The 22,936-nt window shown below is 61.4% G+C and carries 25 protein-coding genes, 2 tRNA genes and 1 pseudogene; 5 read left to right on the top strand and 23 right to left on the bottom strand.

Features of this window, described 5'->3' with window-relative positions; genetic code table 11:
* Positions 1-292: 292 nt before the first annotated feature.
* Both ACZ881_RS02630 and ACZ881_RS02625 read left to right on the top strand, forming a co-directional pair.
* The gene (locus ACZ881_RS02630; RefSeq protein WP_429330016.1) at positions 293-1,258 is read left to right on the top strand and encodes a LysR family transcriptional regulator; all 966 of its coding nucleotides are present in this window, start codon (positions 293-295) and stop codon (positions 1,256-1,258) included.
* 50 nt (positions 1,259-1,308) lie between these two features.
* Positions 1,309-1,815: a DUF2004 domain-containing protein gene (locus tag ACZ881_RS02625; protein ID WP_011775024.1), complete on the top strand. Its 507-nt coding sequence runs from the start codon at positions 1,309-1,311 to the stop codon at positions 1,813-1,815.
* Between the two features lie 60 nt (positions 1,816-1,875).
* Here the strand turns inward: ACZ881_RS02625 and ACZ881_RS02620 are convergent.
* The 7 genes and pseudogenes from ACZ881_RS02620 to ACZ881_RS02590 all read right to left on the bottom strand — a co-directional run.
* A pseudogene (locus ACZ881_RS02620) lies at positions 1,876-1,971 on the bottom strand (hypothetical protein); the annotation flags it as partial.
* 78 nt (positions 1,972-2,049) lie between these two features.
* A complete protein-coding gene (locus ACZ881_RS02615; RefSeq protein WP_476112354.1) occupies positions 2,050-2,757 on the bottom strand; it encodes a hypothetical protein in 708 nt (235 codons plus the stop codon).
* Positions 2,754-3,770: a vWA domain-containing protein gene (locus tag ACZ881_RS02610; RefSeq protein ID WP_476112352.1), complete on the bottom strand. Its 1,017-nt coding sequence runs from the start codon at positions 3,768-3,770 to the stop codon at positions 2,754-2,756. Before ACZ881_RS02610 ends, ACZ881_RS02615 begins: the two co-directional genes overlap by 4 nt.
* Positions 3,752-4,759 carry a vWA domain-containing protein gene (locus tag ACZ881_RS02605; protein ID WP_476112350.1) on the bottom strand — a complete coding sequence of 336 codons (1,008 nt, stop codon included), beginning with the start codon at positions 4,757-4,759 and terminating at the stop codon, positions 3,752-3,754. Before ACZ881_RS02605 ends, ACZ881_RS02610 begins: the two co-directional genes overlap by 19 nt.
* Entirely contained in the window at positions 4,750-5,226 is a 477-nt protein-coding gene (locus ACZ881_RS02600; RefSeq protein ID WP_476112348.1) for a hypothetical protein, read from the bottom strand. Before ACZ881_RS02600 ends, ACZ881_RS02605 begins: the two co-directional genes overlap by 10 nt.
* On the bottom strand, positions 5,216-6,145 hold the full coding sequence (locus ACZ881_RS02595; RefSeq protein WP_476112347.1) for a DUF58 domain-containing protein: 930 nt from the start codon (positions 6,143-6,145) through the stop codon (positions 5,216-5,218). The genes ACZ881_RS02600 and ACZ881_RS02595 overlap by 11 nt, the downstream gene beginning before the upstream one ends.
* Positions 6,146-6,157: 12 nt before the next feature.
* On the bottom strand, positions 6,158-7,156 hold the full coding sequence (locus tag ACZ881_RS02590; RefSeq protein ID WP_476112672.1) for an AAA family ATPase: 999 nt from the start codon (positions 7,154-7,156) through the stop codon (positions 6,158-6,160).
* Between the two features lie 128 nt (positions 7,157-7,284).
* On the opposite strand from ACZ881_RS02590, the gene ACZ881_RS02585 reads away from it, so the two are divergent.
* Positions 7,285-7,488: a hypothetical protein gene (locus ACZ881_RS02585; protein WP_476112346.1), complete on the top strand. Its 204-nt coding sequence runs from the start codon at positions 7,285-7,287 to the stop codon at positions 7,486-7,488.
* A gap of 7 nt (positions 7,489-7,495) precedes the next feature.
* On the opposite strand, the gene ACZ881_RS02580 is transcribed toward ACZ881_RS02585, so the two are convergent.
* From ACZ881_RS02580 to ACZ881_RS02560, 5 genes are all read right to left on the bottom strand, one after another.
* Positions 7,496-8,314, bottom strand: a complete 819-nt coding sequence (locus ACZ881_RS02580; RefSeq protein ID WP_476112344.1) for a carbohydrate ABC transporter permease — start codon at positions 8,312-8,314, stop codon at positions 7,496-7,498.
* Positions 8,311-9,180, bottom strand: coding sequence for a carbohydrate ABC transporter permease (locus ACZ881_RS02575; RefSeq protein ID WP_476112343.1), 870 nt, complete (start codon positions 9,178-9,180; stop codon positions 8,311-8,313). The genes ACZ881_RS02580 and ACZ881_RS02575 overlap by 4 nt, the downstream gene beginning before the upstream one ends.
* The gene (locus ACZ881_RS02570; RefSeq protein ID WP_476112670.1) at positions 9,177-10,541 is read right to left on the bottom strand and encodes an extracellular solute-binding protein; all 1,365 of its coding nucleotides are present in this window, start codon (positions 10,539-10,541) and stop codon (positions 9,177-9,179) included. The genes ACZ881_RS02575 and ACZ881_RS02570 overlap by 4 nt, the downstream gene beginning before the upstream one ends.
* Positions 10,542-10,678: 137 nt before the next feature.
* A complete protein-coding gene (locus tag ACZ881_RS02565; RefSeq protein ID WP_476112341.1) occupies positions 10,679-11,929 on the bottom strand; it encodes an ROK family protein in 1,251 nt (416 codons plus the stop codon).
* 171 nt (positions 11,930-12,100) lie between these two features.
* The gene (locus ACZ881_RS02560; protein ID WP_476112339.1) at positions 12,101-13,354 is read right to left on the bottom strand and encodes a class I SAM-dependent methyltransferase; all 1,254 of its coding nucleotides are present in this window, start codon (positions 13,352-13,354) and stop codon (positions 12,101-12,103) included.
* A gap of 73 nt (positions 13,355-13,427) precedes the next feature.
* On the opposite strand from ACZ881_RS02560, the gene ACZ881_RS02555 reads away from it, so the two are divergent.
* Positions 13,428-13,805 carry a cupin domain-containing protein gene (locus tag ACZ881_RS02555; protein ID WP_476112337.1) on the top strand — a complete coding sequence of 126 codons (378 nt, stop codon included), beginning with the start codon at positions 13,428-13,430 and terminating at the stop codon, positions 13,803-13,805.
* Positions 13,806-13,871: 66 nt separating this feature from the next.
* Here ACZ881_RS02555 and ACZ881_RS02550 read toward each other — a convergent pair.
* Positions 13,872-13,944 (bottom strand) — tRNA-Ala (locus ACZ881_RS02550).
* A gap of 377 nt (positions 13,945-14,321) precedes the next feature.
* Between ACZ881_RS02550 and ACZ881_RS02545 the strand changes: the two genes are divergently transcribed.
* The gene (locus tag ACZ881_RS02545; RefSeq protein ID WP_364305980.1) at positions 14,322-14,912 is read left to right on the top strand and encodes a ScbR family autoregulator-binding transcription factor; all 591 of its coding nucleotides are present in this window, start codon (positions 14,322-14,324) and stop codon (positions 14,910-14,912) included.
* 85 nt (positions 14,913-14,997) lie between these two features.
* Here the strand turns inward: ACZ881_RS02545 and ACZ881_RS02540 are convergent.
* From ACZ881_RS02540 to rplU, 10 genes are all read right to left on the bottom strand, one after another.
* Positions 14,998-15,073 (bottom strand) — tRNA-Ala (locus tag ACZ881_RS02540).
* Between the two features lie 117 nt (positions 15,074-15,190).
* Positions 15,191-15,595 (bottom strand): ribosome silencing factor, encoded by a 405-nt coding sequence (gene rsfS / locus ACZ881_RS02535; protein ID WP_476112334.1) that lies wholly within the window; start codon positions 15,593-15,595, stop codon positions 15,191-15,193.
* Positions 15,596-15,653: 58 nt separating this feature from the next.
* Entirely contained in the window at positions 15,654-16,919 is a 1,266-nt protein-coding gene (locus ACZ881_RS02530; protein WP_476112332.1) for a hypothetical protein, read from the bottom strand.
* A gap of 7 nt (positions 16,920-16,926) precedes the next feature.
* On the bottom strand, positions 16,927-17,547 hold the full coding sequence (nadD, locus tag ACZ881_RS02525) for a nicotinate-nucleotide adenylyltransferase (protein WP_011775039.1): 621 nt from the start codon (positions 17,545-17,547) through the stop codon (positions 16,927-16,929).
* 55 nt (positions 17,548-17,602) lie between these two features.
* Complete coding sequence (locus ACZ881_RS02520; RefSeq protein WP_011775040.1) at positions 17,603-17,842, bottom strand: hypothetical protein; 240 nt, start codon at positions 17,840-17,842, stop codon at positions 17,603-17,605.
* A gap of 82 nt (positions 17,843-17,924) precedes the next feature.
* Complete coding sequence (locus tag ACZ881_RS02515) at positions 17,925-19,286, bottom strand: glutamate-5-semialdehyde dehydrogenase (RefSeq protein WP_091467946.1); 1,362 nt, start codon at positions 19,284-19,286, stop codon at positions 17,925-17,927.
* Positions 19,283-20,464, bottom strand: a complete 1,182-nt coding sequence (gene proB / locus ACZ881_RS02510; RefSeq protein WP_178994960.1) for a glutamate 5-kinase — start codon at positions 20,462-20,464, stop codon at positions 19,283-19,285. The genes ACZ881_RS02515 and proB overlap by 4 nt, the downstream gene beginning before the upstream one ends.
* Positions 20,454-22,040, bottom strand: a complete 1,587-nt coding sequence (gene obgE, locus ACZ881_RS02505; protein WP_178994958.1) for a GTPase ObgE — start codon at positions 22,038-22,040, stop codon at positions 20,454-20,456. Before obgE ends, proB begins: the two co-directional genes overlap by 11 nt.
* 154 nt (positions 22,041-22,194) lie before the next feature.
* On the bottom strand, positions 22,195-22,458 hold the full coding sequence (gene rpmA / locus ACZ881_RS02500) for a 50S ribosomal protein L27 (RefSeq protein ID WP_003803426.1): 264 nt from the start codon (positions 22,456-22,458) through the stop codon (positions 22,195-22,197).
* Between the two features lie 62 nt (positions 22,459-22,520).
* Positions 22,521-22,829: a 50S ribosomal protein L21 gene (gene rplU, locus ACZ881_RS02495; RefSeq protein WP_024816904.1), complete on the bottom strand. Its 309-nt coding sequence runs from the start codon at positions 22,827-22,829 to the stop codon at positions 22,521-22,523.
* Positions 22,830-22,936 lie beyond the last annotated feature (107 nt).

Raw genomic sequence — 22,936 nt, 5'->3', positions numbered from 1 at the left:
CCAACACGCTTATTTAGTCTTGTGCTGGTTTCCCGCTCAATCCGTAAATCGATACTACATGTAGTGCAAGCGCCTCGCCGGAACCCCAAGATGATGTATTACAAGTATGTCATTCAATCCACCGCTCGTCCACAGGCGGGGGCCCTCAAAATGTCCGTGATTCCGCCGAATTGAGAGATGTCATCCACACCCTGTGGACTACTTAGCCACATTTAATCTTCAGCGTGTCGCCCGGATACGGCGTGTCGTGACACTTTGAAAATGTGGCGTGGCGAACAGCTAAAATCGGCTGATGGTCAACCTTCTCCATCTCCGCACCTTGATGGAGGTCACCCGGTTGGGTTCCTTCGCAGCCGCTGCCGCCCAACTCGGCTACACAGCTTCCGCAGTCTCCCAACAGATGGCTGCGCTGGAACGCGATACCGGCGTCGAGCTCTTCCAACGGTCAGCCCGCAGCGTTGTCCCAACGGAGGCCGCGTTGACCATGACCCGGCACGCGTCGAAAGTGCTGACCGACGTCGAGGCCCTCATGGCGGCTGCCTCAAGGACCAATGACTCCCCCGCGCAGGAACTAAGGCTGGGCATTTTCCCCAGCCTCGCAACCTACGTACTGCCGGACATCCTCAGGAATGAGCGATGGAGCGGACTGGGTATTGAGCTGCGGGTCTCCGTGGCCGAGCCGGCACAAACCATTCAAGGCCTGCGCAGCGGCGGTGAACTGGATGTGGCACTTGTGTACCAGGTGGGGCAGTCCGGTCTGGCGTGGCCGCATTCACTGGAACGCCAGTGGATAGGCGACGACGACTTCCGCGTAGTGCTGCCGGCATCCTGGAAGATCCGCGAGGACGCCGAGATCGAAGCAGCACATCTCTCCGACATGCCATGGATCGTCCACCACCCGGGCACCAGCGATGCCCTGGTGATCGAACGCCTGTTCGCCAGCTGCAACCTGCACCCCCGGGTGGTGGCGTACAGCGACGATTTCCACGCGAGCCTGGAGATGACAGCCGCCGGCCTTGGTGCCTCGCTGGTACCGGAACTGGCCCTGCGGCACCGGCCACCCGGCGTCGTGGTCCTTGACGTACCGGACATCCGGCTGGCCCGGAACGTGTTCGCCCTTCTCATCAACGAAAAGCGCACAGCCCAAGTGCAGTTGTTCACACAGTTGCTTGCGGACACTCTCAGGGACACCTCGGGAAAGAGTGGTCTTCACCCCCTGAAATCCGCTCCTGTCAAGGGCCGCAAGCTCCAGAGGTGAATTGCTGCGAAGTGCTGGAACCCGCCGGTTGATGGGGTTAGATTGATCACATGGGCAAGGTAGCGAGCAAACATTTTGGGGAGATCGAGCTCAATCACGGGCGTGAACATTGCTTCGTCGCGAGACACGAACTTGGCGGCAACCAGCTTGAGCTGGACCTCAATGTCACCGCGCACGACCACTTCGATGAGGCGGCCATGCGCAAGGTGGACTATAGATTGCGCTTCCTGCCGGAACTAGTGGATCAGGTCAGGGAGATGATCGCCGATGAACTCGACCAGGACGGCACCAATCCCCAACAGTTCCTGCACTTCCACAGCTCGCAGCTCAAGGAAGAGCAACTCGAATCGGTCTTTGGTGTCAGCGACAAGGGCCAGCTCACCAACGACGTCTTCCTGAAAGCCCTCAAACTCGGCCATGTGGCCATCTATCCGGGTCAGCCGGAGCGGTACTTTGTGTTGGACTTCACCCTCGGCTCGCACTTCACCGACGAGCTGCTGGTAGTGGCCGCTGATGAGGACGGCGTGGTGGACGACGAAATCCTGTGGGAGTCGTAAACAGCTTTTAACCGCGAACGACGGCGGCCGGTCACCTTTTCGGGTGACCGGCCGCCGTCGTTATGGCTGGCTTGACGAGGTTGTGCAGGACTCTTCAGTCTCCACGTAGCCACGGGTCTTCAAACCGCAGTCGGGGTTGACCCAGAGCTGGCGGGACGTGCGGGCACGGACGTCCTCGCGGCGGACGCCTTCAGCGGTTGCGCGGGACGCGATCACAGCAGATGCTTCGTCAAGTCACCATGGCCTATCCATACCCGGGGCTTTGTCCGGTCCTCGCAGGTACTCGCCGCGTTCCTGACCCTCCGAACGCTCCCGCTGGGCCTGTTGCGCGTTCTCTTCAAGTTGCTGAAGCTGTTCCTGTTTGAGGGGCGACGGCGCTTCCTGGTTGGGGGTGGCTGGATCGTCGTTCCGCGACTCGCCCTCGGTGATTTTGCCGGCCAGCCGGTCCTGGGCCGCGTCCAGGCTGCCACCTTCTCCGGCGGCGTTTGCCGGACCTTCCGCGTGGCACTGCGGCGGTGCGCTTTTTGCTGCCGCCATAGCTTCCCTGAACAGTTGGGCGGCGGCATCCCGATCCCCGGCGGCGTCCCCCAGCTTCTCAATGCTGAGGACCAGATTGACGCGCACTTTGCACTCATCTACGCCGGAGCCGGCCCTCAGCGCTGACTCAAAGTCCTTCCGCGCAGCTGTGAAGTCGCCCGCCAAAACGTGGGCATCCCCGGAGGCGAAATGTGCCTTGTGCGGCTCTAGGATGTTGGCTATCTGCAGCCAAGACGCCGCGCTGGCCACTCCCTGCTGCTGCCCGGAATCGAAGGACTGACCGGCAGAGGCACCCAGCACCCCAACACTCAGAAGCTTCGCCGTAACGGCGAGCGCCACGAGCGCAGGTGGCGCTGACCAGAGCACGAGGCTGCTTCGCCGCCGTCGTGCTTTGTCGCCGGTCATGTGGTGGGCTCCTTCCGCATGGCTGGCCGAAGCGTTTGAAGTGCGGTGAAGTGCCGCAACGGCTCGTGGATTGCCAGGAGGAAAGCGGCCAGGGCGAGCAGCCAGTAGAGTTCTACGCGCCCCGGGCCGTCGTGTGTCATGCCGGTCATGGCGCCGGGGCGGGCCTGGCCCAACATGTCCGATGTTGGCTCGACGCCTGTTCTGTGGGCGTAGGGGACGTGGAGTTGCTCTGCGATGGTTCGCAACTGCGCTTCGTCAATTCGTGAGACCGCGTCCTGTGGGTTATTGGAGGTTTTGTCCTTCACGTATCCAGCGTCAGGGTCCGCGGTTTCCTTCATCGGGCCGCCCTCGCTGGTGCCGTACCCCAGCACCGCTCCCCCGGCCACATGGGTGGTATCCATGGGGGCCGGGGCCTCGGCACTGGTGTTCTCGCCGTCGCCGGCGTAGAAGACCAGTGCCGGACGACCCGGATGTTGCTGGTTAGCGGCTGCGAGCCTTTCTTTCAGGAGTTGTGCCGCACCCGTGACGCTGCTCCCCTTGGCGTACCTGCTGTTTTGGGGTTGCAAGGTGGTCATGGCGGTTTGGAGGGCTGTTGCGTCCTGTGTGAGCGGCATGCGGACGGTTGCTTTGTTATCGAAGGTGATGAGGGAGAACTTGGCTCCCGCGAGTTCCTTTGCGATGGCCATGACGTCCTGTTTGACCCCTGAAAGCCGGGTGCCGGTTCCGTTGTAGTCTTCGGCTGCCATGCTGGTGCTGGTGTCTACGACGAAGTAGACGTCGAGGTCAGCGGTCGCGGTTTGGGCTTGGCCACCTGCCCAACCGGGACGCAAAGCGGCGAGCAGAAGAAGTACGACGGCGGCGCTCCGCAGGGCTGCGGGCCTCCAGGTTCGAAGCGGCTGGCTTCGAACACGCCTCATGTAGGTCCAGGCAGTGAAGCCCAGCACGGCGACGAATGCCAAGGCCAGTAGGGACCACGGAATGATGGGGGCGAAGGTCATGGCTCCAGCCGCCATCCGAGCAGCAGCATTCCCGAGCCGGCAAGCAAGGCGATACCCAGAGGCCAAGCGGGTGTATCTGCGACTACTGCCTGCGGTGCCGCGAGGTAGCTCGTGGCCTCGGTTTCCTGCACTTTTTGGACAATGCCCGGCACGGCGGTGGGGCTGTCCAAGGTGAAGTAGGAGCCGCCGGTCCTTTCTGCTGCAGCCCTGAGCTGTGCACCGGGCTGCTCGGGTTGCTCGCCGTAGTCCATGTCGCCGGGGTTCAGGGCGTACACCTTCACGTTTTTCCCAGCGGCCAGGGCTGCGGCCTCGTCCAACGTAAAGATCGGTTCCCCGGAGAGGAAGTTATCTGTGGCCAGCACCACGGACCGTGAGCGCTGGTTGTCTCCTAGCTGGTTGTCTCCTCGTTTGGTATCTACTGCGGCGTTGTCGGGGAAGCTCTGTATGCAGGATGCCAGTCCGTCGCCAATGAGCGAGGAGCCTTCCCCGTTCCAGGTGCCGTCGAAGAAGGACCCGGTGCCGCTGTCCAAGGCTTCCTTCGCTTGCGTGAGTTGTTCGGCGGCGAACTGGTAGTCGTCGGTGAGCGGGAAGAGTTGCACACTGCTGCTGTCGAAGATGACCATGCCGATTCTTTCGCCGTCGAACTCCTTGGCCAGGTCTTCGAACACTGCAGCGATGGCGGCATCCGTGCTGGTCATGGACCCGGAGACGTCCAAGCACAGCACGATGTCCCTGTTCCTGATTTCCGGCTGCTCTGTTGTGCGTTGGATGGGCCTTGCCGCTGCCGTGGCGGTCGCAGCGAGGAACACTGCGCCCAACACCACCGCGAGCGCCAAGCGGGTGCGGTGCCGGCGCAGGCCCCTTTGGTATTCGGGGAGTTCAGTGAGCCGCCCACCGTGCGCGATTGGCTTGGTTTTTTGCGGACGACGGCGGCGGTACAGCCATGCTGTGACTGTCACGGCTGCTGCGGCCATGGGAAGAATCCACCAGTAGCTTAGTTCCATGCCAGGACCACCTGACGCGCGGTCTCCGCGGATTGCCTGACCGTATGGACGGGTAGCGGCGCGAACTCGTTGGGATAGATGCCGGCCACAACTGCCGCAAGTTCCTTGAGGTCGTGGCGGTGGAGATCCTCGAGGGTCATGGAGGTCACTGGCAGGCTGGTGGCCGCTCCGGCGAACTCCCGCACGAGGAAGCTGAGCCGCTGGTGCGCATCGCGCTCGGGTAGGCGGCCGGCGTCGGCGTCTGAAGCTGTGGCGTTGATTGCGGCCAGGCAGGTGGCCCGAAGTGTCTCAAGGTCCGGCACCACCGTCACCTGACGGGCTGGATTTTCGTGGACCGCCACCATTTTGCGGGCGGGCCGGAAGATCCATGCGTACCAAGCCCCGATGATGAGCACCAGAACGAGCCCAAGCCACAACCATTGTGGCTGATACTGCAGGGGCGAATAGAAGCCGGCTTCATCCTGCACGAGTGCCACCCCGGGCAAAGGTTCTTGTGGTGAAAGTTCCGGAGCGGTGCTTTTCCAGGAGTGAGAAGACTGCAGTCAGGACGTTCTCATTGCCGGTTGTGTGTTCCTCGGCGATTCCCAGCCTGTGGAACACGTCCCGCCGCACCTGGTCGCGTTTAAGCATTGCCGCAGCGTAGGCGGCACGTACTTTGCCATCCCCCGCCACGGACCGGGGAATTCCACGTCCCGTGCCCACGTCCGTGCTGTCTTGCATGTGGCTCCCTGCCTCAGCAGCGAGCTCGGCGTCCCGAACGGTCAGCCACAGGACTTCGTGCCGGCCGCGCAACCTGCGCATCAGGCTCTCTGTGCGGGCATCCGGCAGGAATTCGTCCGCAATGACGACAATGAGCAGGCGCCCCTTCAGGTACCTCAGCACATAATCCAGCTGCGCTGCGATGCCACTGGCTGGGCCGTCAAGGGAAGCACCCGCATCCACTTCACGGAGCAGCCGTTCCAAGTGCTCCTCGCCACTGCGGGGCGGGACATACTTGGACGCAACAGCGTTCCCGTGAAGGAGACCCACGTCGTCACCGTGCCGGGAAGCAAGGTACCCCAGGACGCCGGCCGCATGAACGGCGATGTCCTTCTTGGACTCCCCCGAGAACGCCTGTGCCGCCATGTTCCTTCCGGTATCCACCAGTAACAGGACCGCATGGCGGCGTACTGCGACATAGCGCTTGACCAGGGGTGATCCGTGCCGTGCCGTGGCTTTCCAATCGATGTCACGGACCTGGTCGCCAGGGACATACGCCCGGAGTTCGTCGAAGTCCAGGCTGCGTCCTTTGAAGACCGAACCGTATTCGCCGTCAAGGAGGGTCAGTGTCCTACGGTGGGCGAAGATGAACATCTTCGATTTGACGCGTCGGAGGAGGCTGGGCACGTGCAGGCCCTGCTACGGCGTCTGGACGGACGCCAGCACGGCATCGATCACGGTTTCCACGGAAATTTCCTCCACCACGGCATCGAATCCGAGAATGATCCGGTGACGCAGGATCCGATGTGCGAGGTTTTTGACGTCCTCAGGTATGACGTGGTCACGCCCCTTGAGCAATGCCATGGCGCGGGCTGCCTGGCTGAAGGCGATGCTCGCCCGCGGGCTGGCACCGAATTCCACGACGTTGGCCAGCCTGGGCTCCAGATACTGTGAAGCGTTGCGGGTGACGTAGGCGAGTCCCACGATGTAGCGGACGATCGCCGGATCAATGTAGACCCGCCGTACCAATTCCTGGACCTGGACTACGGCGTTAAGGGAGGCGGCCGCCGGAGGCTTCTGGTCCGCGTTGAACACGCCGGCGTCAATCCGCCGGATGACTTCCGCTTCCTCCGCAGGACTTGGATAATCCAGTACGTCCTTGAGCATGAACCGGTCCATCTGCGCCTCGGGAAGTCGATACGTCCCTTCTTGCTCTATGGGGTTCTGCGTAGCCAGCACCAGGAAGGGCTGTGGCAAAGGGTAGGACTCGCCGCCGATGGACGTCTGCCGCTCCTGCATCGCTTCCAGCATGGCGCTCTGGGTCTTGGCACTGGATCGGTTGATCTCGTCCAGCAGGACGATGTTGGCGTGGACCGGGCCCAATTGGGTGACAAACGTGCCTTTGACGGCGTCGAAAATCTGCGTACCGGCGATGTCGCTGGGCAGGAGGTCCGGCGTGCACTGGATCCGGCGGAACTCTGCGCTCACCGACTCCGCGATTGCTTGGGCCGCGGTGGTCTTGGCCAGGCCGGGCACACTTTCCAACAGGACGTGCCCACCGGTCAACAGGCCGATCACAAGCGTCTCCCGCAGCCGTGCCTGGCCCACCACTTTGTTTTCGAAGCTTCGTACGATGCTCCCGACGAGTTGCTGGGCACGGGCCATGTCCGGCGCATCGATTCCGGCCATGGCTGTCATCTGTTGCACTCGTGGTCCCCTTGCTTGCTGGCGTTGATGTGAAACGGCCACTTCATCCAAGCCTTCCTGGAGCGTCGTTGCAATGGGGACCCCTCCCCATGTGGTCTTCCTGGGTCTATTCTTTTGCCATGCATCAGCTACCAGCCGCCTATCAGAAGTACCTCGCCTCCCAGGACCAGCACGTCATCGACGCCGTACGGCCGGTTCTCCTCCAGTCTGCAGCAGACCAACGGCATGGAGTCCGGATCACGTACAACACAGGATCCACTGGGCATCAAGCCCATCTGGACGATTCCATACCCTATGGGGAGATCATCGAGGACATCGACTGACACCGAACTAACCCTTCATAGCGCCAGACAGGGCAAACGAATTTCCCATGCCACGCGATACCAGCGCATAGAGCACCAGCACAGGGACCGAATACAAGATGGAGAACGCGGCCAACTGGCCGTAAGCGATAGCGCCGTGCTGGCCAAAGAAGCTGAAGATGGAAACGGCGGCTGGTTGCTTGCCTGTGGACAGCAGCAGGATGAAGGGGACGAAGAAGTTCCCCCACGCCTGGATGAAAACAAAAATAAACACCACTCCCAGTCCCTGCCTCATCAGAGGCAGGACGATGCTCCGCAGGGCCACCATCGTGGAGGCCCCATCCACCCACGCCGCTTCCTCCAACTCTAGAGGAACGGAATCCATGAAGTTCTTGGTCATCCAGATCGCCATGGGCAACGTGGTAGTTGCCATGAAGAAGATGGTGGCAGCCATGGAATCCAAAAACTGAAGCTGAACAAACAAGCCATAGACAGGCACCATGATGGCCGTCACAGGCAACGACGTCCCAAACAGGACCGTGTACATGAAGGGCCTGTTGAACCGTGATTGATACCTGGACAACGGGTAGGCGGCAAGCACAGCTGCAAGCACATTCACCACAGCCGTGCCCGCTGACAACAGAAAGCTGTTTGCCAAGGGTTGAAACAACAGCTCGGGAGTCATCACCGCACGGAAGTTCTCGGTGGAAGGCGCCAAGGGAACCTTGGTCTGGTACCCGGCTTGAGGGTCGACGGCGGCCAGCAGCAACCAGAGCAACGGCGCGACAAAACAAATCCCAATGACCGCCAGGGCGATGTCCGCGCCCAACTTGGCCTTGGTGGTCATGGCCGTTGCTCCCGTAGCAACCGCACGTACACTGCGCCAAAAACCATCCCCAACAGAATCAGCACCGATGCCACAGCGGTGCCGTAACCAATGTCTCCGAACTTGAACGCTTCCTGGTAAGCCAACACCGGCAAGGTGGTGCTCGCATTGGCGGGGCCTCCGGCAGTCATCACCCAGATGAGGGTGAACACAGCCAACGTCTGAAGCGTGATCAGCATCAGGTTGGTGGCGATACTGCTCCGGATGAGCGGCAGCGTGATGAAGGCGAGCCGCTGCCAGCCTCGGGCCCCATCCATGAGCGCCGCCTCTGCGATATCCCTGGGAACGTCAGCCAGCGCTGCCCGGTAAACCAGCATGGAGAAGGCCGTTCCACGCCAGGTGTTCGCCAAGACGATCGCCACCAGGGGAAACGAGTACAGCCAATCCGGGCCCACACCACCGAAGGCTCCCACTACCTGGTTGAGCGTTCCCTCACGGTTGAAGTAGGCGTAGGCGGCAAACGCAGCCACGATCTCCGGAAGCACCCAGGCCGCCACCACAGCGGTCCCCACCCAGGATGCCATTGCCCTGCGCGAACGCGTCATCAACAGGGCAATCAGCAAGCCCAACACATTCTGTCCCAGCACCGCCGACGCTGCGACGAACACTACCGTGAGCCACGCGGCCAAAGGGAAAGAGTCGTCGCTGAACATCCGGACGTAATTGTCCGCACCCACCCACTGCGGGTCTTTGGCCGCCCGCCCTGACAACGCGGCGTCCGTGAACGAGGCGTAGAAGGACCACGCCACAGGAGCCAGCAGGAACAACAGGAGCAGGAGAACGGACGGGACGACGGGGAGCAGCCGCAGGAAGCGGCGCATTCTCATTTCTCCAGAACCTTGTCCTCACCTACCAGCTTGCGGACGGTGGCATCGTATTCAGCCGCGGCGTCCTCAGGACTCCGCTTACCCGTGATGACGGACTCAGTAGCTACTTGGACGGCCGTGGAGATCCTCGGGTAATCGGCAGTCGCCGGCCGGTAATGCGTTACCTTCACCAAGTCCGAAACGTCCTTCACGAACGGGTTGGCTGCCAGATACTCAGGCTCCGATGCAACATCCGTGCGGACAGCGATCTGGGAGTTGTTGATGTCATAGGCCAGGGCGTTCTTCTTGTTCAGCGCTGTGGTGAGGAACTGGAAGGCCAGTTCAGGGTTCTTACTCTTCGCCCCCACAGCCAGGGTCCAACCACCGGACATGCTCACGCCACCGGGGTCCTGTCCCTTCTGTGTGGGAAACATTGCTACGCCCATCTCCTGCTCATAGCCGGCCCACTCATACGCGCCGCCTTTCTGCCAGAACGACGGCGTGTAGGAACCTTCCACAGTTGCCCCGAGTTTGCCCTGCGGGAACCACTCGCCAAAGACCTTCTTCCAGACGTTCGCGTCCAGGGCTTCGGCAGGGCTCACGGCGAGCTTCTCGTCATACAGGGTTTTCAAGAACGCCAACGAGTCGGTGAACCCTTGGGAGCCCACCACCCACTTCTTTTCGTTCTCGTCATACAGGCCGCTGTCTGTGCCATAGAGCAGTTCATAGAAGCCCTGCATGACCGTTCCCTCGCCGGTCCCCTTGCCTGCATACATGTTGAACGGGATCACATTGGGATCCGCAGCTTTCATGGCGCGCGCGGCGGTCAGGATCTCGTCCCACGTTTTCGGTTGCCACGGTACGGAAATTCCCGCCTTCTGCAGGACGGACTTGTTATACCAAATGGCCCGGGTATCCGTGCCCAACGGCACCGCATAAATGCCGCCGTCATCCGCGCGGCCAGCTGCCTTTGCAGCTTCGTTGAACGCCCCCCAGTCGTCCCACTTCTCAAGGTAACTGTCCAGCTTGAGGAGGTAACCGGCGTCGACGTCGGACCGCACCTTGAAGGTGTCCTCATAGAAAACATCCGGCGCCGTATCAGCGGAACGCTGAGCCAGGGCGAGCTTAGTCCCATAGTCGTCGTCATTGGCCTGGATGGGCTGAAGGTCCACGGTCACACCGGAGTTGGAAGCTTCGAATTCCTTCTTGGCGTCCTGCATGACGGTGTCCAAGGCCGTGAACGAGTCCGTTTTCTGATAGACGATCTTGAGCGTTTTGCTCTCAGCAGCCTCAGGTGTGGGCGAACAAGACGTCGCTGCCGTAAGAACGGCAGCGACGGAGACAACGGCAGCGAACTTAACTGCGGCAGACTTCACCGACATTTTAGTCATTGCCTTGTTTTTCACAGGGCGGCGCATGATGCTCCATTCTGTCGAACGTGGCTACAGCCCCCATACTTCACCGTGACACCCATGCGACGTGGCCGAGCCTTGTGGATATTCAGTTGTCCTGCTTCGAACTAGCCTTCCAGCAGGAGCCTTTGCGCGCGCGGAGCCAGCATGTGCTCCAGAACCAGGCAGGCGGCACCAATGGCCCCAACGTCTTCACCTACACCGGTTCCCACGACTTCCAGGTCATGGATCATGCGGGCTGCGTTGTTCTTGTCCAGCAAATCCGGAACGCGTTCCAGGAAGTAAGGGGACATCCGCCCCCAGAACGGACCGCCAAAGACGACGCGCTCCACGTCCAGTGTGTTGGTCACGATGGAAACGGCGCGTGCCACCAGTGTGGCGGACTTGTCCAGGATGGCAATGGCTTTTGCGTCACCAGCATCTGCTTTGTCGCACAACGCGGCATAGCGTTCCTGGACTTCAGGGCCGTCCGCACCCTCCCGGTGCCCTTCGAGCAAACCGGCGGCTTCGGCCTCGGCCACCAGCACCTGCGGAATGCAGGAAGACTTGACGCAGCCGTGCAATCCACAATCACACTGCCGACCGTTAGGGTCCACCACGATGTGGCCGATTTCGCCGGCATTGCCGGAAGTGCCGCGCACTACTTCGTCATTGAGCACAATGCCGCAGCCGATACCGGTTCCCATGTACATGAACACGAAGCTGCCGGCCCCACTCGCGCCACCGGCCCAGGTTTCCGCCACCGCGGCACTTGTCACGTCCTTGTCCACCAACGTTTCCATGCCGGTGGCTTCAGCCAAAGCCTCGCGGATGCGCACGCGGTTCCATCGCGTCAGGAGGGGCGGCTCCACCACGGAGCCCTCGTCGAGGTCGATCGGGCCCGGAACCGCAACACCGAGTCCGGCGATCTTGGAAGCATCGACGCCTGACTCTTCGATCAGGACATTGATCTGTTCGGCGATGCTGGTAATCACGTCGGCAGGGTCACCACCGGGGGTTACCATCCGCGAATGCCTTACGACGTCGCCCAGCAAGTCGAGGACGACAAAGGTGATGACGGCCGGGTCCAGATGAACGCCCACCGCGTACATACCCGACGGGTTGAGGCGCAGGATGGTCCTCGGCTTGCCGGGGCCCGAGCCTTCCTTACCGGCCTCCACTATCAGCTGCTGGTCCAGGAGGCGCCGGGAGATATTCGAGATCGTCTGTGGGGAAAGGCCCACGATCTGAGCCAGCTCAACACGGCTGAGACCGCCCGATGACCGCCGGATCGCCTCCAGAATTACGGTCAGGTTGAAGTCCCCCATGCGGGGAAGGTTGGTTCCGCGCCTCGGTGTCGGCTGCCGGATCTCAGTCACTGATGCCCCTCGTCATTGGGATGAACTTCGTCGAAGATGGTCTTTGTCTGAATCGTACGATACCGCCGCCGCTTCGGATACGAGCACACGCTGACGCAGGTGTCAGGGCTTGGTAACGATGCCGCTGCATTCCATGCCACCGGGGTCCCGGCAGGCCCTTGATGGCCAGGCTCAGGACTTCCGGCTTCGAGTCACAGTGAACTTCGGATTCCGGCCTTCCTCCACCGTTGGCCCGATGTTCCGTTCCAGGGCGGCCCGGTACTGCAAGTGGCTGTTATATACGGTCCACAACTCTCCCCCGGGGGCAAGAACACGGGCGGCCGCTTGAAACATCTTGAGCGCAGCGCCAGCATGCACGCTGGCACCCAGATGGAACGGCGGGTTCAGCAAGATGAGGTCAACACTGCCAGGCTCGAGGGTGGACATGGCATCATCGTGGATCACTGCCACCCGCTCCCCCAACCCGTTTGCAGCGGCCGTCGCCCTGGCTGAAGCAACGGCTGCAGCTGACTGGTCGGTGGCTACGACGCGGGCATCCGGGTGGCGAAGCGCATACATTGTGGCGAGAATACCGGTCCCGCAGCCCAGATCCACAACCTGCTTCGATGCCGGCATACGATCCAGGAACGTCAGAAGGTAGCGTGTGCCGATGTCCAGACGGGCGCCGGAGAAAGCAGCACCATGCGCGCACACTGTGATTCCCAACTCCGGCAGCGACTCCACCACAGGAAAGGGACGCTTTCCGGGCGTCGCTTTGGGGGCCCGTGCCACCAGGACCCGGGATTTCTGCCGGGCAAGTTGCGGCTGGACCGATGAGAAGTAGCGTTCCAGGACCTCATTCATGCCGAGTGACATGTGCTTCACGCGACCCCCGGCCAGCAGGACCGCATCCGGCGCCGCAAACCGCGCCACGGCGTCGGCGATTTCCTCCAACTCAGCCAGAGACTTAGGCAACTGCAGAAGCACAACGCCTGCACCGTCCAGCAAGTCCCGGTTCAGTTCGTATTCGGTGAAACGTCCCTCCAAGCCAGCAACCACGGCATTGCGTTTCAGCGCAAGCCTTCCAGTGAAAAGGTCTTGGCTGACGCGTACATGCCCGACGCCGAGCCCAGCCAAGGTGCCCAATGTCAGCGCGCCATAGCGGTCGCCGATGACAACCACCTTTGTGTCGGGCCCCAGCGGATCCGCCGCCGTGTCCAACAGGAGCCTGTCTGTGGCATCGAAGGCCTGCAGGTTGTCCGCTTCGACGTCGGGAAGCCTGCTCAACGTACCCAAGAGCGCTTCTACATCCATTGCCGTCACGGTGTGGTTCTCGCTTTCATGCTTAACTGTCTCGACTTTAGGGCGGCTTGGGAGGAACCTAGTTCTTGCACCACGCAAACACCTGTCATGCCTTCGGCTGGAGACCACCAAGGCGGCAGGCACAGGTCACGGCGACCCTTGGAGCCAGGCACCGGGATCCACTCATCATTGGGCTCCCCTTTCCCTGCGAGAAGCCATGAGTGTCAATGTTGTCACGAACCTTGAAGTAAAGTCCCACAACTCTCCCGACGAAACGCGACGCCCCGATAAGACGGTCCTGGACCTCGTCACCGTGGGAGACTACACAATCGGCCGTATGACCTTTGAACCAGGGTGGACCTGGGCCGACTGCATCAAGCCAGTGGTTGGCACCGACTCCTGCGAATTGAGCCACGTCGGGTTCTGCCTTTCCGGCAACTTGGAGGTAGAAACCAATGACGGCGGCAAGATCAGCATTTCAGCCGGCGACTCCTACACCATCCCACCGGGTCACAACGCCCACGTGGTGGGCGATCAACCCTTCCAAGGCGTCGAGTTCGTCAGCGGCGCCGAATTCGCGCGTCCTCCGCAGTAGTGCCACAGGACCACGGGTTGAATAACAAAAAGACCCCGCTCATTGAGCGGGGTCTTTCTTCCGAAGTGGAGCTGAGGGGACTCGAACCCCTGACCCCCTGCATGCCATGCAGGTGCGCTACCAGCTGCGCCACAGCCCCGGATTTGCTGACTACAAGCGGTTCAATTTCTCTTCCCGCCGAAGCAACTCGTCAATACTAACCACAATCCCCCGAGAAGCGAAATCGCCGGAACATGAGCTGCATCACGCCACCCCTTGCGGTCCGACGGACGGCGATCCGCAGCCGAGGTGCGCTGGATTACTCCACCGCACCTCCCCCCAAACCGGCCGCGAAGGAGCCATCCGCCAAAACTGCGCGGCTCCACTTGAAGTCTAGATTTTCTTCGGAACAAAACCAAACCGTTCAGTCGGTTTATGTTCCGGTGAGGCCGTGGTCGGCTGATGGTAGCGTTGTGGAGTCTCGACGGCGGCCCGCTCCTCCGTCTCCTGCCTGACCTGAGAGGCTACCCACCGCCCATGCAGCAACGTGCGAAAGACACCCGGCTTTCCGTCATCGAAGGCGCTGCCCGGGTCTTCGCGGAAATCGGCTACGGAAATGCCAGCCTGACCGACATCACCAAGCGTGCAGGCGTGACGAAGGGGGCGCTGTACTTCCACTTCACGTCAAAGCGGGACCTGGCTTTAGCTGTCATCGAAGAGCAGCACGCCATCGTCTTGGCCGCGGGGTCTGAAATCGTCGCCTCGGGCGCACCCGCCTTGGACAGGCTCATAGGACTCTGCAGGATGTTCGGCCAACAGCTGCTGGATGAGCCGGTGGTCCAAGGAGGCATTCGGCTCACGTTTGAAGCCTCCGCTTTCGACGCCGACGTCTCAGGTCCCTATCAGGACTGGATCAACACGGCAGAGCAACTGCTGCGGCAGGCTGCAGAGGATGGCGCCGTACGTCCCGAGCTGGACGCTGCAGCGTTCGCCCGGTACTTGGTTGCGTCGTTCACCGGCGTTCAGATGGTCTCTGAAGTACTGACCTCACGTGAAGACGTGCTGCCAAGGATCGAACAGATGTGGGAGTTCATGCTGCCGGCGTTACGCCCGGCACCGGCCAAATAGCCACGAGTTCTGCAAGCGGCTGCCTCCGGGTACGAAAAAAGGCCCTGCCTTCTCCATGCAATTCATGAAGAAGACAGGACCTTGGTGGTGGAGCTGAGGGGACTCGAACCCCTGACCCCCTGCATGCCATGCAGGTGCGCTACCAGCTGCGCCACAGCCCCATATTCTTGCTGCTTCGCAACTGGTTTTTTGGACCATCCGCGCCGAAGCAACTCAAATATCTTAGAACAGCATTTCCGAAAATTCCAAATCGGACATATTTCGGCTGACCGCTGTTCCTAGTGCTCGAAATCTTCCGCCGAAACAGACTTCGCGGAAGCGTCGTCGCCCAATTCGAGGTCCACTACAGGGCAGTCCTTCCAGAGGCGTTCCAAGGCATAGAAGACGCGGTCTTCAGCGTGCTGGACATGGATCACGATGTCCGCATAATCCAAGAGAACCCAACGGCCTTCAGAGCGGCCCTCGCGGCGCACGGGGCGAAGATCCTGCTTCATCAGTTCTTCCTCGATGCCGTCAACAATGGCGTTGACCTGGCGTTCGGTGGGAGCGGATGCAATCAGGAAGACGTCGGTGAGCGCCAAACGCTCACTGACGTCCAAGGCGACAATGTCCTCGGCAAGCTTGTCTGCCGCGGCACGCGCAGCGTGACGGGCGAGGGTAATGGATTGTTCATGTGCAGACACGGGTACTCCTTGTTGTGGCCAGTGGCCTATGTTTGGCGTGAGCCGTTGTTCAGCGGAATTAGCCGCTGGTGATCATGATGATGCCGACGATGAGTGCCACGATGCCCAACCCCAGGACGCCGAATTGCAGCAACCTGTTCCGTTGCGCCCGGGCCAAACCGGCGGTGTTGGCATCCAGGGGGTCAAGGCCATACGCGGCGCTGGCCGAAACCGGTGGGCGCTGGGTCTCTTGGCTGGGCTCCGCGGCGGCGACAGGACGTTTCCCGACCGACTTCGCAACTGCTTCTGCGCGGGCAAGAACGCCGGCACGGCCGCGTGCTGCCGGCTTTTTTCCCTGGGCTTGTTCTGCGTCGAGCTTTGGCCCCGCAGACGTGATCAGCGGTACAAAGGTGGTGCTCGGGCGCTTCATGACAGGGCGTTCGATCCCCGGCATCTTAACGAACTCCAAGGGAGTCACCATCGCCAGGTTGTTAGCCGTGGAAGGACCCACCGTAGCGGCCGGCGACTTGCCGTCACCCCCGGAACCCGACGCATTCTTGGCGGGGTCCGACGCATTCTTGGCGGGTTCCGACGTGTTTTTGGCGGATTCTCCCTGCGTCTTCTCGGCAAGCTTCTGCTTAGCGGCGGCGCGCTTGTTCAGGACGGCAGCACGCTCGGCAAGGGCGATCTGCTGGGCCAGGACCTCAGGATCTACAGCCAATGGGTCCTGCTCGGCAATGTGTTCCAGCTTGGACGTCTGGTTTTCCACCTGCGCGGCGATCAGCTGCCGAACCGCAAGCGCCTGCTCCACGGACATTTCGGACTCAGCAGGAGCCTTGCCGCTTCCCGCGCCACCCGTTGTGGGCTTGGGAGCGCCTTGAGTCTTCTCGTTGGGAGCTTTGCTGGCAGGCTGCGGCTTGGAAGAATCCGGTTTGGAAGACTTGGCACCCTCCGACTGACCCGTGTCCATTGCCGCTGGGGCGGGAACAATGGGATTCATTGAGGTAGCAACTTCGGCCTGAAGTTGCTGGAGGCGCAACTGGCGACGAGTAGGCGGTCCCCCACCGGAGAGCTGCTCCTCTTTGTCCGCCAGCTCCTTGATGGTGCGCAAAGCGGCACGATCCCGGGCACGGATCTGCGATGACCGTTCCTGGGCTGCCGGTCCCACTGCGTCCACAGGGACGTCGGCGGCACGACGATTGCGGCCGTTCGGGCGATCGGCTTGAGGAAGGTTTTCCACGTCCGCAGGCGCGGACGTATCCACTTGCTCAGCCTCGGGGTTTTCCTCCCGGGCACGTCGAAGCTCGCGCCTGCTACGGATGGGTCGCTGGTCCTGGCTGCTCATTCAAAACTCATTCAGTACGTGCTTGGTCGTCTGATCCGGACAGTGCTGGTGTCAGATCCGCTGCGTTCGCCGGCGCCGCATACAGTCCATATTTTGCGATGTACTGCACAACTCCATCAGGCACGAGGTACCAGACAGGATTTCCGGCCCCAACGCGGGTCCGGCAATCCGTGGAGGAGATGGCCATGGCGGGAACTTCCAACAGGCTGACGTCGTCCCTGCCCATGTCGTGCAGTTCATGGCCGGGACGGGTCACGCCGACGAAATGGGCCAAGGACCACAATTCGTCAACGTCCTTCCACGAAAGGATCTGCGCCAAGGCATCTGCACCCGTGATGAAGAACAGGTCAGCGTCAGGACGCTCTGCACGGAGATCGCGGAGGGTGTCGATGGTGAACGTCGGCCCCGGCCGATCAACATCCACCCGGCTTACAGTGAACCTTGGATTGGAGGCCGTGGCGATGACGGTCATCAGGTAACGGTGTTCAGGCCTGCTGACCAGCTTGTGTGACTTCTGCCAAGGCTGGCCCGTGGGCACGAAAACCACTTCGTCAAGGCCGAACTTGGCTGCGACTTCGCTGGCAGCAACAAGGTGGCCGTGATGAATGGGATCAAATGTTCCACCCATCACGCCCAGCCGGAGCCTGCGCCCCGCCTCCCCACGCGGTGTTGCGGCGATAATGTTAGTGGCCTTGGCCGTGGGTGTGCTTGTTCGGGTGCTGGCGGTGCGGATCGGAGTGCTCTTCAACTGCCTCGTGACGGTTGCCAAGGTTGGTGTAGGAGAGGGTAACGAACAGGAGAACCAGCATGAGGGCGAACATCACTACGCCGAAAACCCACGGCTCGGCCCACAGCGGAGCGAGTTCCTCGTGGCCGCCTTCAGTTTGGGCGGCAATGGACGTGGCGATCTGCTGAAACAGCATCTTCTCCCCTATTGGTTCTCAAAGGATTTTCGACGGCGGGACTCCCCGCCGTTCCGGACTTCTGTTCTATGTTACCGCGTTGCTAGGCGCGGATCTGGCCCTCGCCCTGGACGATCCACTTGGTGGTGGTCAGCTCCGTGAGGCCCATAGGACCCCGGGCGTGCAACTTCTGGGTGGAAATACCCACTTCGGCTCCGAGGCCGAGCTCCCCTCCGTCAGTGAACCGGGTGGAGGCATTGACGATCACGGCAGCAGAATCAATGTCCGCAATGAACTTCTCAGCGTTGGCCAGGTTATTGGTGAGGATCGCTTCCGTGTGACCGGTGGTCCAGGTGCGGATGTGGTTGACCGCTTCATCCAGGCTGTCCACCATGGCAACCGCGAGATCAAGGTCCATGTATTCGGTGGCCCAATCGTCATCGTCGGCGGGAACGGTTTCAACGTCCTTGCCCAAGGCAGAAGCGATCCGCTCATCAACGTGGAGGGTGACGCCGGCTGAACGCAGTGCTTTGGCAACGGCAGGCAGCACAGTGGCGCCCGAGTGCACCAGCAGGGTTTCAACTGTGTTGCAGACGCTGGGGCGTTGCGTTTTGGCGTTGAGGAGGATTTCCACGGCCATCTCTTCATTCGCGGACTCGTCAATGAAGATATGGACATTGCCTTCGCCGGTTTCGATGACGGGTACAGCGGAGTTGGTCACAACAGTCTGGATGAGATCCCGTCCACCGCGGGGAATCAGGACATCCACCCGGCCGCGGGCGCGCATCAGTACGTTGGCTCCTTCGCGACCGTACTGGTCCACAGTCTGCACGGCATCCGCGGGCAGGCCGACGGAATCCAGCGCTTCGCGGAGGATCTGAACCAGTGCCTCGTTGGTGTTCGCAGCGGCGGAACCTCCCCTGAGGATTACTGCGTTCCCGCTCTTCAATGCCAGGCCTGCGATATCCACCGTAACGTTCGGACGGGCCTCATAAATGGCGGCGACAACACCCATGGGGACGTTCACTTGGCGCAAGCGCAGTCCATTGGGCAGTGTTTGTCCACGGACCACGTTTCCCACGGGATCGGGCAAGCCAGCCAGGTTCTCCAAGGCAGCAACCAAACCGTCGATGCGGGCAGGAGTCAGGGTCAAACGGTCCAGCAAAGCCGCTGACGTACCGTTGGCGCGGCCCAGGGCTACATCCTTGGCGTTGGCCTCCAGCACGCGCTTCCGGTTCTCCACCAAGGCAGTTCCGATGGCACGCAACGCGCGGTCCTTCCATGCACGGTTGGCCTGTCCCATGCGGCGTGCAGCTTTACGGGAACGGTCCGCGATGGCGTGAACAGCTGCCTGGACATCTTCCGGTGACAACGGGACGCCTGCCGCAGGGTTCTCCGGCGTCTGGCCGGTGGTACCGGATACGTCGGAGATCACAGGGGCGTCAGGGGTCAGCGCTTCAGTCATGCTCCAAGTTTAGATGAGCGCGACGCCCTCAGGAGCACCAGATCGTCAACATGAACAACTTCGCGGTCATAGCCGCGACCCATGGCCTGGCCGAGCTCCTGCGTTGTACGGCCCAACATGCGCGGGAGTTCCTCCGAAGAGTAGTTCACCAGGCCGCGTGCCACCACGGTTCCGTCATGGGCAACCATCTCAACGGGATCTCCTGCTTCGAAATCACCGCTAATGTCCGAAATGCCTGCGGGAAGGAGTGACCTGTGCCGGTCGCGCACGGCCTTCACGGCGCCGTCGTCGAGTATTAGACGGCCGTGAACGGTGGCCAGGTGTGCCAGCCAGAGGAGTCGGACCGGCTTGCGATTGCCGTTAACGGCAAACCACGTTCCAACGTCCTCGCCAGCCAAAGCCGCCGCAGCATTGGCCGTGGACGTGACCAGGGCATGTATACCCGAACCGGCAGCGATGGACGCTGCTTCCACCTTGGTCATCATGCCGCCGGTTCCGACGCCGGCTTTGCCCGCCTTGCCTATGGTCACGTCCTCGAGGTCCTGCGGACCACGGACCAAAGGAATACGCTGGGCGCCCTGGGACGGCGGGCCGTCGTAGAGGGCGTCGACGTCGGACAGCAGCACGAGCGCATCGGCGCGAACCAAGTGGGCCACCAAGGCAGCGAGACGATCGTTGTCACCGAAACGGATTTCATGCGTGGCCACGGTGTCGTTCTCATTAACTACCGGAACGACACCAAGGTTTAGCAGCCTGTCCAATGCCCGGAAGGCATTTGTGTGCTGCGTCCGGCGCATCAGGTCATCGGCGGTCAACAGGACCTGGCTGACTGTTACACCGTGGGCGCTGAAAGCCTGGGTATACCGTGCCATCAGGAGTCCCTGCCCCACACTCGCGGCAGCTTGCTGCGTGGCGAGGTCTTTGGGTCGCTTGGCCAGGCCTAAAGGGGCAAGCCCGGCAGCGATGGCACCCGAGGACACCAGGATGATCTCTGTCCCCGCATTGCGCTTTTCAGCCAAGGCATTGACGAGCCCCGTGAGGGACTTTTCGGAGATGCCCCCCTTGATGCTGGTCAGTGAGGACGAGCCCACTTTGACAACAATCCGCTTGGCGGTGGCAAGGGCCTGCCGCTCAAGTCCCTCAGCTATGTCCGGAGCGTCGACAGTCTTAGTCGTCATCACCGGAATCCAGGTGGCTTTCCTTCACTGCCTGGGCACGGCGACCACTGACGGATTCAGTCCAGATGCCAGCCTTGCGTTCTGCTTCAAGCTCAGCCCTCGCGGCAGCCTTGGCTTCGCGGCGCTCGATCTGCTCGTCGCGCTTTTGTGAACGCGTGGGGCGGTCGCCGATGTCCGCGACGCGAATGTCGGTTCCGCGGGGCGTCGCCAGGAGCTCGGCGCCGGCCATCATGGTGGGCTCCCAATCGAACACCACGCCATCGTCTTCACCGATAACCACGGTGTCGCCGGGCTTGGCGCCAACCTTGAAGAGCTCGGTTTCAACACCGAGCTTGGCGAGGCGGTCGGCGAGGTAGCCAATCGCTTCCTCGTTGGTGAAGTCGGTTTGCTTGACCCAGCGCACGGGCTTTTCGCCCAGGACGCGGAACAGCGGCTCGAGGTTTTTCTCCTCGCGGCGGATCTTGAAGCCGGACTCGTTGACGGCGCGCGGCCTGAGGACGGGAGCAGCCACCTTGGGAGGCGTGGCCTGAACGGCGTCACGAGCTGCCTGGACGATCTCAGCCATGGCAAAGCCGAGCTGACGCAAACCCTCGTGGCTCGTTGCAGATACCTCAAAAACGCGGTAGCCACGGGCTTCGAGGTCAGGACGGACGAACTCGGCCATGTCCTTGCCGTCAGGAAGATCCACCTTGTTAAGGACTACCAGCTTCGGGCGCTCGTTAAGGGGCACCACTTCACCGTCAACACCGGCGTAGCTCATGTCAACTGCATACTTCTCAAGTTCGGCCTCGATGATGGCGAGGTCGGACAGAGGATCCCGGTCAGATTCAAGGGTTCCGCAATCAAGGACGTGAACCAGTGCAGCACAACGCTCTACGTGACGCAGGAAGTTGTGGCCCAGGCCCTTGCCTTCGCTGGCGCCCTCGATCAGGCCGGGAACGTCGGCGATAGTGAAGCGGACATCGCCGGCCTGCACCACGCCGAGGTTGGGAATGAGGGTAGTGAACGGGTAGTCGGCAATCTTGGGCCGGGCAGCAGACATGGCTGCAATGAGGCTCGACTTACCGGCAGAAGGGAAACCAACCAGGGCGATATCTGCGATGGACTTAAGTTCCAGGACGATATCGCTGGATTCACCTTCGATACCAAGCAGGGCAAAGCCCGGAGCCCGACGCTTCTGCGATGAAAGGGAGGCGTTGCCGAGGCCGCCCTGGCCGCCGGCAGCTGCAATGTACTCAGTACCCTCGCCAACGAGGTCGGCCAGAACGTCGCCGTCCTTGGTCTTGACCACGGTGCCATCGGGCACGGGAAGAATCAGGGTTTCACCGTTCTTGCCGCCACGCCAGTCACCCATGCCGGGGCCACCGTTGGTGGCGTGGCGGTGGGGAGCGTGGTGGTAATCAAGCAGGGTTGTGGTCTGGGCGGATACGCGCAGGATGACATCGCCGCCGTTGCCGCCGTTGCCGCCGTCGGGGCCGCCGAGCGGCTTGAACTTTTCCCGCTTGACAGAGACACAGCCGTGGCCGCCGGTTCCGCCGGATACGTGCAGGACTACCCGGTCTACAAAGCTCGCCACGTGAATCTCCTCAGTTGCTGTCTTACAGCGCTTGTTGCTGTTGCCAGCGTTGTTGCAAAAACCAGTGCGCTAAAGCGCCCTAGTCGATTGTAATGCGGTTAAAAGAACGGTGGAGCGGGCCGTTTGGCCCGCTCCACCGGTTCAGAACTTGTAGTTACTCTGCAGCTGCAGCAGCAACAATGTTCACTACGCGACGGCCGCGGCGAGTACCAAACTCAACCGCACCGGCCTGCAGTGCGAACAGGGTGTCGTCGCCACCGCGACCGACGCCTGCACCGGGGTGGAAGTGGGTTCCACGCTGGCGAACGATGATCTCGCCAGCGGAAACTACCTGACCACCGAAACGCTTGACGCCCAGGTACTGAGCGTTGGAGTCACGACCGTTGCGAGTGGAACTCGCGCCTTTTTTGTGTGCCATGTGAAATGCCTGCCTCTAAATTTCTGGGGAAACTGATAAACCTGAACAGCGGGTAACGAAAGTTACGCGATGCTGGTGATCTTGATCTTGGTCAGTTCCTGACGGTGACCCTGACGCTTCCGGTAGCCGGTCTTGTTCTTGAACTTCTGGATGACGATCTTCGGACCACGGAGGTCCTCGAGGATCTCAGCCGTGACCTTGACGTTGGCCAGTTCCGCAGCTGCGGAGGTGACCTTCTCGCCGTCAACCAGGAGCAATGCGGGCAGCTCAAGCGTGCTACCGGCTCCACCGGGGACGCGGTTCAGCGTTACGTAGTCTCCAACGGAAACTTTTTCTTGGCGGCCGCCTGCGCGGACAATCGCGTACACCACTTGGGTACTCACTTCTCTCGACGTTTATTACAAAATTTGCGTGCGGAACCTTGAACCGGAATCAGCCCTGGTTCGCGCTGTGCCTCAACGCCGTGGACTTCTGAATC

Source organism: Paenarthrobacter sp. TE3676, from assembly GCF_056279165.1.
Note: the sequence above shows the minus strand (reverse complement) of the source record. Positions and strands in the feature narration are given on the sequence as shown.

Coding starts and splice junctions, on each gene's coding strand:
- ACZ881_RS02630 (WP_429330016.1), top strand. CDS start 293: ATGGTCAACCTTCTCCATCTCCGCACCTTGATGGAGGTCACCCGGTTG.
- ACZ881_RS02625 (WP_011775024.1), top strand. CDS start 1,309: ATGGGCAAGGTAGCGAGCAAACATTTTGGGGAGATCGAGCTCAATCAC.
- ACZ881_RS02615 (WP_476112354.1), bottom strand. CDS start 2,757: ATGACCGGCGACAAAGCACGACGGCGGCGAAGCAGCCTCGTGCTCTGG.
- ACZ881_RS02610 (WP_476112352.1), bottom strand. CDS start 3,770: ATGGCGGCTGGAGCCATGACCTTCGCCCCCATCATTCCGTGGTCCCTA.
- ACZ881_RS02605 (WP_476112350.1), bottom strand. CDS start 4,759: ATGGAACTAAGCTACTGGTGGATTCTTCCCATGGCCGCAGCAGCCGTG.
- ACZ881_RS02590 (WP_476112672.1), bottom strand. CDS start 7,156: ATGACAGCCATGGCCGGAATCGATGCGCCGGACATGGCCCGTGCCCAG.
- ACZ881_RS02585 (WP_476112346.1), top strand. CDS start 7,285: ATGCATCAGCTACCAGCCGCCTATCAGAAGTACCTCGCCTCCCAGGAC.
- ACZ881_RS02580 (WP_476112344.1), bottom strand. CDS start 8,314: ATGACCACCAAGGCCAAGTTGGGCGCGGACATCGCCCTGGCGGTCATT.
- ACZ881_RS02575 (WP_476112343.1), bottom strand. CDS start 9,180: ATGAGAATGCGCCGCTTCCTGCGGCTGCTCCCCGTCGTCCCGTCCGTT.
- ACZ881_RS02570 (WP_476112670.1), bottom strand. CDS start 10,541: ATGTCGGTGAAGTCTGCCGCAGTTAAGTTCGCTGCCGTTGTCTCCGTC.
- ACZ881_RS02555 (WP_476112337.1), top strand. CDS start 13,428: ATGAGTGTCAATGTTGTCACGAACCTTGAAGTAAAGTCCCACAACTCT.
- ACZ881_RS02545 (WP_364305980.1), top strand. CDS start 14,322: ATGCAGCAACGTGCGAAAGACACCCGGCTTTCCGTCATCGAAGGCGCT.
- ACZ881_RS02530 (WP_476112332.1), bottom strand. CDS start 16,919: ATGAGCAGCCAGGACCAGCGACCCATCCGTAGCAGGCGCGAGCTTCGA.
- nadD (WP_011775039.1), bottom strand. CDS start 17,547: ATGGGTGGAACATTTGATCCCATTCATCACGGCCACCTTGTTGCTGCC.
- ACZ881_RS02520 (WP_011775040.1), bottom strand. CDS start 17,842: ATGCTGTTTCAGCAGATCGCCACGTCCATTGCCGCCCAAACTGAAGGC.
- ACZ881_RS02515 (WP_091467946.1), bottom strand. CDS start 19,286: ATGACTGAAGCGCTGACCCCTGACGCCCCTGTGATCTCCGACGTATCC.
- proB (WP_178994960.1), bottom strand. CDS start 20,464: ATGACGACTAAGACTGTCGACGCTCCGGACATAGCTGAGGGACTTGAG.
- rpmA (WP_003803426.1), bottom strand. CDS start 22,458: ATGGCACACAAAAAAGGCGCGAGTTCCACTCGCAACGGTCGTGACTCC.